At 70.4% G+C, this 12,452-nt stretch carries 11 protein-coding genes; 10 read left to right on the forward strand and 1 reads right to left on the reverse strand.

Annotated features, from left to right (window positions below):
- Positions 1 to 90 precede the first annotated feature (90 nt).
- Positions 91 to 1,047, forward strand: a complete 957-nt coding sequence (locus Adu01nite_RS36140; protein WP_203733793.1) for a prephenate dehydrogenase — start codon at positions 91 to 93, stop codon at positions 1,045 to 1,047.
- A gap of 35 nt (positions 1,048 to 1,082) precedes the next feature.
- Positions 1,083 to 1,652, forward strand: coding sequence for a DinB family protein (locus Adu01nite_RS36145; RefSeq protein WP_203733794.1), 570 nt, complete (start codon positions 1,083 to 1,085; stop codon positions 1,650 to 1,652).
- On the opposite strand, the gene mtnA is transcribed toward Adu01nite_RS36145, so the two are convergent.
- Positions 1,649 to 2,611 carry an S-methyl-5-thioribose-1-phosphate isomerase gene (mtnA, locus tag Adu01nite_RS36150; RefSeq protein ID WP_203733795.1) on the reverse strand — a complete coding sequence of 321 codons (963 nt, stop codon included), beginning with the start codon at positions 2,609 to 2,611 and terminating at the stop codon, positions 1,649 to 1,651. The genes Adu01nite_RS36145 and mtnA overlap by 4 nt on opposite strands.
- Before the next feature lie 31 nt (positions 2,612 to 2,642).
- On the opposite strand from mtnA, the gene Adu01nite_RS36155 reads away from it, so the two are divergent.
- From Adu01nite_RS36155 to Adu01nite_RS36190, 8 genes are all read left to right on the forward strand, one after another.
- Positions 2,643 to 3,701: a PHP domain-containing protein gene (locus Adu01nite_RS36155; protein WP_203733796.1), complete on the forward strand. Its 1,059-nt coding sequence runs from the start codon at positions 2,643 to 2,645 to the stop codon at positions 3,699 to 3,701.
- A gap of 26 nt (positions 3,702 to 3,727) precedes the next feature.
- Positions 3,728 to 5,398, forward strand: a complete 1,671-nt coding sequence (locus Adu01nite_RS36160; protein WP_203733797.1) for a DUF885 domain-containing protein — start codon at positions 3,728 to 3,730, stop codon at positions 5,396 to 5,398.
- A 505-nt stretch (positions 5,399 to 5,903) separates the two neighbouring features.
- Positions 5,904 to 6,980, forward strand: a complete 1,077-nt coding sequence (locus Adu01nite_RS36165; protein WP_203733798.1) for a hypothetical protein — start codon at positions 5,904 to 5,906, stop codon at positions 6,978 to 6,980.
- A complete protein-coding gene (locus Adu01nite_RS36170; protein WP_203733799.1) occupies positions 6,967 to 9,906 on the forward strand; it encodes a sensor histidine kinase in 2,940 nt (979 codons plus the stop codon). Before Adu01nite_RS36165 ends, Adu01nite_RS36170 begins: the two co-directional genes overlap by 14 nt.
- The gene (locus Adu01nite_RS36175) at positions 9,903 to 10,370 is read left to right on the forward strand and encodes a roadblock/LC7 domain-containing protein (protein WP_203733800.1); all 468 of its coding nucleotides are present in this window, start codon (positions 9,903 to 9,905) and stop codon (positions 10,368 to 10,370) included. Before Adu01nite_RS36170 ends, Adu01nite_RS36175 begins: the two co-directional genes overlap by 4 nt.
- A complete protein-coding gene (locus Adu01nite_RS36180; protein WP_203733801.1) occupies positions 10,367 to 10,828 on the forward strand; it encodes a DUF742 domain-containing protein in 462 nt (153 codons plus the stop codon). The genes Adu01nite_RS36175 and Adu01nite_RS36180 overlap by 4 nt, the downstream gene beginning before the upstream one ends.
- On the forward strand, positions 10,806 to 11,432 hold the full coding sequence (locus tag Adu01nite_RS36185) for a GTP-binding protein (RefSeq protein ID WP_239132956.1): 627 nt from the start codon (positions 10,806 to 10,808) through the stop codon (positions 11,430 to 11,432). Before Adu01nite_RS36180 ends, Adu01nite_RS36185 begins: the two co-directional genes overlap by 23 nt.
- A 94-nt stretch (positions 11,433 to 11,526) precedes the next feature.
- A complete protein-coding gene (locus tag Adu01nite_RS36190) occupies positions 11,527 to 12,411 on the forward strand; it encodes a hypothetical protein (protein WP_203733802.1) in 885 nt (294 codons plus the stop codon).
- Positions 12,412 to 12,452 lie beyond the last annotated feature (41 nt).

The following is a 12,452-nucleotide window of genomic DNA, read 5'->3' on the forward strand; positions in this document are numbered from 1 at the left end:
AGCCGCGAAACGGACAGAAGCCGCAGGTAGGACGGCTGATACCGGCCCTGACCGAACGGCTGATCTTGGACGGTATGCGACAGTTCCGGGGTGAACGTGGCGGTCATCGGACTAGGGCTCATCGGCGGGTCGCTCCTGAAGGCGCTGGCCGGGCGGAACGGGCATGAGGTGACCGGCTACGACGCCGACCCGGCCACCCGGACGCTCGCGGGCGACGACGGATACAAGGTCGCCGGGTCGGTCGCCGAGGCGATCGCGGGGGCGGAGCTGGTCGTCCTCGCCGTACCCCTCCCGGTGTTGCCCGGAGTGATCGCCGAGCTGGCTGGTTACGACGGCCTGGTCACCGACGTGACCTCGGTGAAGGGACCGGTGCGCGAGCTCGCGCACGGGATCCGGCGCTTCGTCGGCGGGCATCCGATGGCCGGCAAGGAGACCTCCGGCTTCGCGGCCGCCGATCCGGCCCTGTTCGAGGGCTGCGCGTGGGTGCTGTGCCTCGAACCGGGCGAGACCGGCCTCGACGACTGGCTGACCGCGGCCGCCCTGTTCACCGCGATCGGCGCCCGGGTCGTCCCGGCCACCGCGGCCGAGCACGACCGGGCCGTCGCCGCGATCAGCCACGTGCCGCACCTGGCCGCCGCCGCGATCGCCCGCCGACTGGTCGGCAATCCGCTGGCCGCGACGCTGGGCGCCGGCTCGTTCCGGGACGGCACCCGGGTGGCCGCGACGAGGGCCGAGCTGATCGCGGCCATGTGCGGCGGCAACGCGCCCGCCGTACGCGAAGTGCTGTCCGCTGTTATCGACGACCTGCAGCAGCGGCTGGCCGAGCTGGACGACGCCGACCCGGTCGCCGCGCTGATCCCGGCCCTTCGAGAGGCGGGCGACGCGCGCCGGGCCTGGCCGCCCCGGCCGGGTGCGGCGGCCGAGGAGCCGGCCGGGGTCGCGGAGCTGCTCGCGCTCGGGCGGGCCGGCGGCTGGGTCACCGCGGTCGCGGAAAATCATGTCACCATCTCGACGATGCGGCCAGAAAGTGACCGCATTGGTTCCTAGGGTCTTCTACAACAACGAAGAACCGAGGAGATGAGATGCCCGCACAGGTCGGCATGGTCAGCAACGAGCAGGAGGGCCTGCTCGGGTACCTCGCCCAGATGCGTTACGTGATCCGGCTGACGGCGTACGGCCTCAGCGAGGAGCAGTTGCGGGCCACCCCCACCGCCAGCTCGCTCAGCGTCGGTGGCCTGATCAAGCACGCTGCCTCCACCGAGGAGGGCTGGCTGTCGGTCATCCGGCGCGAACCGCAGACACCGGATTACGTCAAGTACGCGGAGAATTTCAAGCTCGCCGACGGCGAGACGATCGACGACGTGTTCGCCCGCTACGACCGGGTCGCCGAGCAGACCGAGAAGACCGTCACCGAGCTCGGCGATCTGAACTTCGAGATCGAGGTCGACGGTTCGCCGTGGAACCGCAAGGACATCAGCCACTGGAACGTCCGGTGGATCCTGCTGCACCTGATCCAGGAGACCGCGCGGCACGCCGGGCACGCCGACATCATCCGTGAGTCGATCGACGGCGCCAACGCGTACCCGTTGATGGCCGCCGCCGAAGGCTGGCCGGAGTCGCCGTGGATGAAGCCCTGGTCCAAGGAGAGCTAGGGGCGGTTGCCCTTGTCGAGGCGGATCACCCGGCGGTCGGTGACGATCGCGGTGACCAGGTCGCGCGGCGTCACGTCGAACGCCGGGTTGACCGCCTCCGACCAGGGCGTCACCTCGGCCGAGCCGCGGTCCTCGATCGGCACCACGTCGCCGCTCGGCGTGCCCAGATCCACCGTCGACTCCGGGGCGACCACCACGAACGGCAGGCCGGCCCGGCGGGCGCCGAGCGCATGCGAGTAGGTGCCGATCTTGTTGATCACGTCGCCGTTCGCGCAGATCCGGTCGGCGCCGAGGATGACCGCGTCCACCTCGCCCCGGGCCATCAGGAACGGCCCGGCCGAGTCGACCGCCACCCGATGCTCGATGCCCCACCGGCCCAGCTCCCACGAGGTGAGCCGGGCACCCTGCAACAGCGGCCGCGTCTCGCTGGCGATCACGCCGGCGAGCGCGCCCCGCTTGTGCAGCTCACGCACCACGCCCAGGGCGGTGCCGAGCTCGACCGCGGCCAGCCCGCCGGTGTTGCAGTGGGTCAGCAGCCGCGGGCGCTTGCCGCAGAGCTCGACCATCAGGTCGGCGCCGCGCTTGGCCATCGCCTGCGATGCGGCGAGTTCCTCGTCGCGCACCCGGCAGGCCTCGGCCAGCACCGCCTCCGGCCCGTGCGGCAGGAGGGCCGCCGCGCGCTGGGCGCCGCGAGCCAGATTTACCGCCGTCGGCCGGGCGTGCTCGATCCGGGTGACCGCCGCCGCGAGGGCGGCCGGGTCGTCGGCGTGCACCCGGGCGGCCAGGGCCACCCCGAACGCGCCTGCCACGCCGAGCGCGGGCGCGCCCCGGACCGCCAGTGACTGGATCGCCGTGATCAGCGCCGGCACCGTGTGCAGGCGCAGGATCCGCACTTCCTTGGGGAGCACCGTCTGATCGATGATCTCGACCGCCCCGTCCACCCAATCGATCGTCCGCACGGGCCGAGCCTAACCGTCCTAGTCTTTCCGGATGGAGTCTCGTGATCCGGTCGCCGACCTACGACGCATTGCCTTCTATCTGGAGCGGGCGAACGAGGCGACCTACCGGGTGCGCGCGTTCCGGTCGGCCGCCGCGACGATCGCCGCGCTGCCCGCCGACGAGCTGGCCGAACGGGCCGCGGCCGGCACGCTGGCCAAGCTGTCCGGGGTCGGCGACGTCACCGCCCGGTGCATCGCCGAGTCGCTGGCCGGCGAGGAGCCGGTCTACCTGCGCCGGGTGGCGGCCACCGCGGGTACCGACCTGACCGCCGCGGCCGCGGAGCTGCGAGCGGCCCTGCGCGGCGACTGTCACGCGCACACCGACGCCTCCGACGGTGGGTCGCCGATCGAGGAGATGGCGCTCGCGGCGGTCGAGCTGGGGCACGAATACCTGGTGATCACCGACCACTCGCCGACCCTGAGGGTGGCCAACGGGCTGAGCCCGGCCCGGCTGCGCCGCCAGCTCGACCAGGTGGCCCGGGTCAACGACGCGCTGCCGGACGGCTTCCGCATCCTCACCGGCATCGAGGTCGACATCCTCGAGAACGGCTCGCTCGACCAGGAGGACGAGCTGCTCGCCCGGCTCGACGTGGTGGTCGGCTCGGTGCACAGCAAGCTGCGCGACGAGTCGCCGCGGATGACCAGGCGGATGCTGGCCGCGATCGAGAACCCGCATCTGGACATCCTCGGCCACATGACCGGGCGCAAGGTGCCGGCCGGTGGCGAGGGCGACAAGGGGCACCGGGCCGGCCGCACCCGGCCGCCGAGCACCTTCGACCTCGACAAGGTGCTCGCCGCGGTGCTCGAACACGGCAAGGCCATCGAGATCAATTCACGGCCGGACCGGCTCGACCCGCCCAAGCGGATGCTCACCGTCGCGGTCGAGGCCGGTTGCCTGTTCAGCATCGACACCGACGCGCACGCCCCGGGCCAGCTCGATTGGCTGGGCAACGGCTGCGAGCGGGCGGCGCTGTGCGGGGTGCCGGCCGAGCGCGTGGTCAACACGTGGCCGATCGAACGCCTGCTCGAATGGACGGCGGGGCACAAGTGAGGCCACCGGTCCCGTAGGGTCGCTTTGTGGGACGAATTGACGACCTCGCCGACCGCTACGTCGAAGACTGGGCGGCACTCAATCCGACGGGGGCGACCTATGTCGGCATCGCCGGTCACGACGACAAGACCGATGACCTATCTCCCGAGGGCTACGAGGCCCAGGCCGAGCTGACTCGGCGCACCATCAACGATCTCGACGTCATCGAGCCGGAGCACGAGTCCGAGCAGGTGGCGAAGGACGCCATGATGGAGCGGCTCGGTCTCGACCTGGCCACCTACGACGCGGGCTACACGAAGAGCGCGATCAGCGTGATCACCAGCGGCCTGCACGGGCTGCGCGGTGTCTTCGACGTGATGGCCACCGACGGCGAAGAGGCGGTCGCCAACATCGCGGCCCGGCTCAACTCCTTCGACCGCGCCATCGAGCAGTACAAGACGACCCTCCGCGAAGAGGTGGAGGCCGGCCGGGTGAGTGCCCGCGCGCAGCTGCTGGCGGTCGCCGAGCAGTGCGACGCGTGGACCGATCCCGCTCGCGACGACTTCTTCCACGGTCTGGCGCGCCGGCTCAAGGCGAAGGGCGCGCTCGCCGCCGAGCTGGAGCGGGGAGCGAGCGCTGCCACCGCAGCTGCGGCCGGTTTCGCGACGTTCCTCCGCGAGGAGCTGGCGCCGCGCGGCCGCGAGAAGGAGGCGGCCGGCCTCGAGCGGTACGAATTGGCCTCGCAATACTTCTTGGGCGCCAAGGTCGACCTGCAGGAGACCTATCTCTGGGGCTTCGCCGAGCTCGACCGCCTCGAGCGGGAGATGGATGTCTGCGCGGTCGCGATCGCCGGCTCGGGCGCCTCGGTGGCCCAGGCGGTCGACCTGCTCGACGCCGACCCGGCTCGCAAGATCCCGGGCAAGGAAGCCTTCCGCGACTGGATGCAGGCGCTGGCCGACAAGGCGATCGCCGAGCTGAACGGCACCCACTTCGACATCGAGCCGGCGGCTCGCAAGATCGAGTGCTGCCTGACGCCGACCAGCGACGGCGGCATCTACTACACCGGCCCGAGCGAGGACTTCTCCCGTCCCGGCCGGATGTGGTGGGCGGTGCCGGAGGGCGTCACCGAGTTCTCCACCTGGCGCGAGGTCACCACGGTCTATCACGAGGGCGTGCCCGGCCATCACCTCCAGGTCAGCCAGACCCTGCTGCGGGCCGACACGCTCAACCGCTGGCAGCGACTGCTCTGCTGGTGCTCGGGGCACGGCGAGGGCTGGGCGCTCTACTCGGAGCGGCTGATGGACGAGCTCGGCTACCTGGACGACCCGGGCGACCGGCTCGGCATGCTCGACGCCCAGGCGCTGCGCGCGGCCCGGGTGATCGTCGACATCGGCATGCACCTCGAGCTGGAGATCCCGCGGGACAACCCGTTCGGCTTCCACCCCGGCGAGCGCTGGACGCCCGAGCTGGGCTGGGAGTTCCTGCGGGCGCACACCCGGATGTCCGACGAGGTGCTGCGCTTCGAGTGGAAGCGTTATCTCGGCTGGCCGGGGCAGGCCCCGTCGTACAAGGTCGGCGAACGGATCTGGATGCAGGCGCGTGAGGAGACGAAGCAGCGCAAGGGCGCTGATTTCGACCTCAAGACGTTCCACCGTGATGCGCTCAACCTTGGCTCGCTCGGCCTCGACCCACTGCGCAAGGCACTCGCCCGTCTCTGATCAAATCGGGCTTTTCTCTGGATCAAACCGGAGAAAAGCCCGATTTGTCTTTCCGGATGCATTCGCAAATGACAATGCGTCGCTTTCCGCAATCATCTGACTACGCTCGGTCAATGGCGCTCCGAGGCATAATCGTTACCTATTGCGAATCTCGTATCTTTTCGAGAACCCGCTCTCCCGATACCATCTCCGCGGTGGTCAGTCGGGTTTTGGAACCGCCCTGCGCTGGGACTTCGTCCCGTGCGACGGCCTTTTGAGACGCGCGCTACAACCAACGACGGCAGCGGTCGCATCCCCCGATCAGCCGAGAGAATTCTGACCCTTGGAAAGACTCTTCCTGAGGAATTCTCGGATAGATTGGCCCGGATCCGTGCGCTTATCCGGCTACGGACAGTAGCCGTCACCACGGCTCACGCGTGTTGCAGGCGGAGGAACGAAAGCAATGAACAGCCGGCGAACCCGTTTACGTTCCGCTCTTGCGGTAATTTTGACGGTTTTGGTACTTGTGCCGACCGCCGTCCTCTTCGGACGGGTCTGGCAACAGAACTCGGACGCCCGCTCGCAGACCGACCTCGAGAAGCAGGGCGTGGAATACATCACCGCCCTCGCGCCGCTGGTCAGCGCGCTCGCCGAGTCGCAGTCCTCGGCCCTGCAGGGCATCACCGCCCCGCCGGAGTCGCTGGCCACCGCCGTCGCCAAGGTAACGGCCGTCGACACGGCCGTCGGCGATGACCTGAAGACGAAAGAGCGCTGGACCGACCTCCAGGCGAAGATAGCCAAGCTGAACAAGACCACCGGCGGTCCGGTCGCCATCCTGCAGGCGCACACCGAGGTGACCGACCTCGCCCTGGCGCTCTACGACGCGGTCCGGCGCAACTCGGAGCTGAACCGCGACCCGGACAGCGACCTGTCCAACCTGCAGCAGGCGGCGGCCGTCGACATGCCGGCCACGGTGATCCGGGTGAGCCGGATGGCCGACTTCGCGCAGGCCCTGCCGCTCGTCACCGGCCAGGCCCGCACCACGATCGCGATCCAGTTCGGCCAGGAGGTGCTCGCCGTGCAGGACTCGGTGAACGCCCTGACCGGGAGCCTGCAGGCCGCGGTCGACAACACCAGCAGCCCGACGCTGAGCGGTGGCCTGGTCACCACGCTCGACTCGTTCCGCCGCGGCGTCGAGTCGATGACCCGTGGCGCGAACCCGGGCGGTACCCCGAACGTCGCCACCATGTCGACCGCGCAGACCGCCCTGCAGACCGCGCTGAACGCGCTGGCCGGGGTCACCCTCAAGGAGATGGCCAACCTCCTCGACGACCGGTCGAGCTCGCTGAACTACCGGCGCGGCGAGGCCATCGCGATGGGCCTGCTGGCCGTCCTGCTCGTGCTCGCCGCCCTGGTGCTGCCGATCCTCGGCCGCCGGCGCGACACCGAGGAGGCGGCGTCCGGCCCGTCGACCGGCGTGGGTGAGTCGACCCGCGACATCCCGACGAACCGGCCGGCCGCACCCTACGGCGGGCAGTACGACCTGACGCCGGCCTTCGGCGACAACGACCCACGGCGGGAGCGATCCGGTGCTCTTCGGTAAACTCCGAATCCTGGGCAAACTCGCCCTTCTTGTTCTCGTACCGCTGCTCGGTGTCGTGGCGCTGAGCGTCCCGATCATCGTGACGCGTATCAGTGACGCGCAGGACGCGCAGAAGACGTCGGACGCCGTCCAGCTCGCCACCCGGGTCAGCACTGCCGTGCAGGAGCTTCAGGAGGAACGACTCCTCTCGATCGGCTTCCTGTTCGGCCTGATCCAGCAGCCCGAGCTGGCCGTGCAGAGCGCCCGGGCCACCGACGCGGTGGCGCGGGTCAGCGACGGCGGCGACCAGCCGGTCAGCAAGGAGCTGCGCCGCGCCCTGCGCAGCGCGTCCCGGCTCGACAACACCCGGCAGAACGTGCTCAACAACGCGATCCGGCCGGACGTCCTGGTCACCGAGTTCACCGACGTGATCACGCCGATCATCAACGGGCTGGCGCTCTCCTCGACCGCCGACCTCACCACCAGCGTCGGCCGGCAGGTGTTCGCACTCGAGCAGGCGCTGCGTACCGACGACATGATCAGCCAGGCGTCCGGTTACCTCACGGTCGCCACGATCACCAAGAACGCCGGCTTCGTCAGCCTCTTCTACTCGACGCTGGTGCAGCTGCAGCAGGTGATCTCGAACGCCGAGTCGTTCTTCACCGACGCGCAGTACAAGCTGTACCTCGGCGCCCAGGACGCGTTCTCCGCCCGGGTCGGCTCCGACTTCCTCACCGAAGCCGCGACCAACCCGGCCACCGCGGTGCAGCAGCTGCAGATCAAGACGCTGTTCCCGTCGCTGCGGTCGGTGCTCGTGCTCGGTGGCTTCGTGGAGAAGCGGGTCGCCGCGGACGTGAACACGATCGCCACCAACAACCGGGACACCGCCCTCCGGGACGCCTTCCTCATCGGTGGTGGCTCGTTCCTCCTGCTGCTCATCGTTATCGCGCTGAGCATCTTCATGGCCCGCGCGGTGGCCCGGCCGCTGCGCCGCCTCACCGGCTCCGCCGACCGGATCGCCCGCGCCGCCGAGGCCGAGCTGGAAAGGGTCGCCGACGACGACGCGGAATCGGTCCGCCCGATCCGCCTCGACCCGGTCGATGTCGAGGCCCAGGACGAGATCGGCGACCTGGCCCGCGCGTTCGACCGGGTGCAGACCACCGCCGCCCGGCTGGTGGAACGCCAGGTGCTCGGCCGCCGCAACGTCGCCCAGATGTTCGGGCACGTCGGACGGCGTACCCAGAACCTGGTCGGCCGCCAGCTCGCCCTGATCGACAACCTGGAGCGCAAGGAGACCGACAGCGAGCGGCTCGGCGACCTCTACCGTCTGGACCACATGTCCAGCCGTCTCGGCCGGAACGCGTCCTCGCTGGTCGTGCTCTCCGGTGGGGCCGGGGCGAACGAGCACATCGCGCCGCTGCCGCTCTCCGACGTCGTCCGGCTCGCCCTCGGTGAGATCGAGGACTACACCCGGGTCGACGTCGAGGTTCCCGAGGAGATCGTGGTCATGCCGGCCGTCCTGGCCGACCTGACCCTGGTGCTCGCCGAGCTGATGGAGAACGCGACCGCGTTCTCCCCGCCGCAGACCCGGGTGCTGATCTCGGCGACCGAGCTGCGCGGCGGTGCCCGTCTCGCGGTGATCGACAACGGCCTCGGCCTGACCCCCGAGCGGCTGGCCGAGGAGAACTCCCGGCTGACCCGTCGTGAGCGCCTCGACCTGGTGCCCACCGAGGTTCTCGGCCTGTTCGTGGTCGGCCGGCTCGCCCGCCGGCACGGCATCGAGGTGACCCTGACCGACACCCCCGGTGGTGGCGTCACGGTCTGGGTCGATCTGACCCCGACCCACCTGATCTCGCGGGTGCCGAGCAGCACGTCGATGCCGCCGTCGCCGTTCGACGCGGTGCCGGGCGCGGCCCCGAGCTACCACACGGCCGAGTTCGCCCGGGTGGTTGCCGGTTCCGCGGCCCGGTCCTCGGTGCCCGGCAGCCAGCTGCCGTTCGACCCGAACGTGCTCGAGCGGGCAACCCGCACGCTCGAGTCGGGGCACTCGTGGAACGCCTTCGCCGCCCCGGCCCGGTCCGAGACCGGTCCGGCGCTGACCGCGCCGTCGGCCTACGACGCCGAGCCGGTCTACGACGCGGAGCCGGTCTACTCGCCGACCACCGTCTACCAGCAGCCGGTTGCCCCGCAGCCGGCGTACGACCTGGGTGCGCCGGTGGCCGGCCGGGTGCCGGCCTCGCTGCCGGAGCTGCCCGCGGCCGGTCCGTCCGCGTGGAACCAGCACCCGCTGGAGGCGCCGCAGCCGTCCTGGGACAACAACCCGGCCGAGGCCGCGCCGATGATCCCGCGCCAGCGCAACGGCGAGCAGTACCCCTACGAGGCCCCGCACCCGTACGAAGCCCCGCACCCGTACGAGACTCAGGCCCCGCAGGCGTACAGCCAGCCGACCTACCAGCAGCCTTACCAGCAGCCGGAGCCGTACGCACAGCCCCAGGCGTACCCCGAGCCGGAGCCCTACCAGCCGTATCAGCCGGCCGAGACGCCGGCGCCGCCGGCCGAACGCACCGGTGAGCCGCTCCGGCGCCGGGTTCCCGGCAGCCAGCTGCCGACCGAGACCGGCCGGCCGGCGCCCGCCGCTCCGCCGTCCCAGGACGACGCGACGGCCGCCCGGGCCGCGTTCGACGCCTTCGAAGCCGGCGTCAACCGGGCCCAGTGGGACGTCGCCGAGACCCAGATGACAGCCCCGCCGTCGGCCGGTCATGCACCCCTCGCCCGCCGGGTTCCGGGGGCCACCTTGCCGCGGGACGCGCACAACACGCCGCCCCCGCCTGCTCCGGCACCTCCGCTCGATCCGGATGCCGCACGAGCACTCATGGAGCAGTTCGAGTACGGAGTCGCACTCGCACTGAATGAAACTCAGCCACAACACGAGGGACAACCGCGATGACTTCCCCCTACACGGAAACCGGCAACGGTCAGAGCTACGGTCAGCCCCAGCTGAGCGCCGAGGCGAAGACTTTCAACTGGCTGCTGGACTCGTTCACCTCCGGCACTGCGGGTGTGATCGAAGCCATCGCCGTCTCCTCCGATGGCCTCCTCATGGCGATGTCCGCGATCAAGGACCGGCCGAACGCCGAGCGCCTGGCCGCGGTCGTCTCCGGTCTGACCAGCCTGGCCGGCGGGGCGGCGAGCTGGTACAGGCTGGGCGCTCTCAACCGGGTCATCATCGACATGGCCGAGGGATACCTCCTGGTCACCGCGATCAGCGCCGGCTCGGTGCTGGGTGTCATCGCGGACCGGTCGGCCAACCTCGGCACCCTTGCCTACGAGATGACTCTGTTCGCGACGCGCGCCGGCGGTGCGCTGAGCCCGCGTTTGATCGCTGAGTTGAAGAACGCCGTTCAGCAATGAGTTACTCGGACCCCGACGACCCGGCGCCACCGGCTCGGCCGAGCGTCCGACCCTTCCTGCAGTCTGGCCCGCACGCGGCCGGCGGCTACCGCCCGACACCCGGGCGCGAGATGTCGCCGGCCGACGAGCAGACCACGACACTGCGTCCGTTCGTCATCACGTCCGGACGTACCGACGGCGCCGATCCCGACATCGGGATGGAGACCCAGGTGACCGTCAACCACGCCGCCGCACCTGTGCGGCTTTCGCCGGAGATGCGCGCGATCGTGGCGCTCTGCGGCGACCCATTGTCCGTGGCGGAGATCTCCGCCCGGCTGCGCCTGCACCTGGGCGTCACCCGAATCCTCGTCGGGGACCTCCGGGCCGCCGGCCAACTGGATGTCCACGTGCTGGACAACGACACCCCCGACCCTGAGACCATCATGCGAGTGATCCGTGGACTTCGAGCAATCAGCTGACCGCGCCCGCGGCTCCGCCCGCGTGGGCAACGACCGGCCGAAGAAGGCCCCGGTCCCGGTGAAGATCATCGTGGCCGGCGGCTTCGGTGTCGGAAAGACGACAACGGTGGGAGCGATCTCCGAGATCGCCCCACTCACCACCGAGGCGGAGATGACCGCGGCAGCGGTCGGCATCGATGACCCGGGTCAGGCGGTCACGAAGACCACCACCACGATCGCGATGGACTTCGGCGTCCTCACGATCGACCAGACATTGAAGCTCTACATCTTCGGCACGCCCGGCCAGCCCCGGTTCGCGTTCATGTGGGACGACCTCATCAAGGGCGCTTTGGGCGCGTTGGTAGTGGTAGACACGGCGCGGATCGACGACTGCTACCCGGCGGTGGACTATTTCGAGCGGGCCGGACTGCCCTTCGTGGTCGGTGTGAACACCTTCAACGGCCAGCAGACGTACAGCCTCGAAGAGGTCCGCTGGGCGCTCGCCGTACGCGAGGACGTCCCGGTGCTGTCGTTCGACGCCCGTTTCCGGGCGTCGGTGCGCGACGCCCTGCTCGTGGTCCTCGATCAGGCGCTCGACAAGGCCATCCGGGCACAGCGTACGTAGGGTGTCGGTCTCCTCGCACAGATCGAGGTTTTCAAATCGGCCTTCGAGCGGGCAGAGTGGTGGTGGGCTCTCCCCGTAGAGGAAGGACGGTGACGTGCGAGGCGGATTGGACGATGCGCTCGACAAGCTCGCGCGCCGTGATGAGCTGCGCCGACGCGCTTCCGGGGATACTTCCGGCCCGTCACCGGCAATTTCCGAGCTGGTCGAGGCGATCGCGGCCGTCGTGGCCCGTCACCCGCAGCTGGGCGTGACCGTCGGCGCCGAGGGCGCCGGCGAACCGGTTCTCCTGCACTTCTTCTTCGCCGAGGGCCAGGTCCAGGTCTCCGCGGACACCGCGGTGCCCACCCCCGAGGCGGCGCCGGCCGCCCGGCACGCCGACTTCGACATCGACATCGACGACGCGGTGGTCGAGGAGTCATATTTCGCCCCGGCTTCGCCGGCTCCCAGCCACGACGACCAGGACCGCTACGGCCCGCTCAATTACGGGTACGCGGAGAGCCACGCCCCCGCCGAGACGTATTACCCCGACTCGGACACGGCCGAGCGCCGCTACGGATCGTTCGACCGTCCCCCGGGCGAACCGCAGCACTACGCCCACGAATCGCAGGCCGCACAGGGCGTCGGTGAGGACTCGCGCGACCTGGGTGCCCGGATGCGCGACCTGGGCATGGCGTCCCGCGGCGCCGCCCCCGAGTACCCGGAGTACCCGCCGCACCCGTTCGCGGCCACCCCGCCGCCACCGGTGCCGCCGCAGGCTCAGGAGACGACCCGCCGCATCCACGCCGAGTCGTTCGGCAACGGCGCGGGCAGCCACATCCCGCAGCAACCGCAGCCGCAGCGCGGAGGCATGCCGACGCCGCTGCCGAAGCCGATTCCGCTGAAGGTGGAGCGCCCGGAGGAGACCGAGATGGCGGCCCGCCGGCTGGCGGCGCTGCTGCGCGACGACCCGTCGCTGCTCAACCAGCCGCCTCCCGCCTAGGCGCGATTCTCACGCTCCGTGGTGTCGGCATTGCCCGTCGA

It is taken from the genome of Paractinoplanes durhamensis, assembly GCF_016862175.1.
Taxonomy (GTDB): domain Bacteria; phylum Actinomycetota; class Actinomycetes; order Mycobacteriales; family Micromonosporaceae; genus Actinoplanes; species Actinoplanes durhamensis.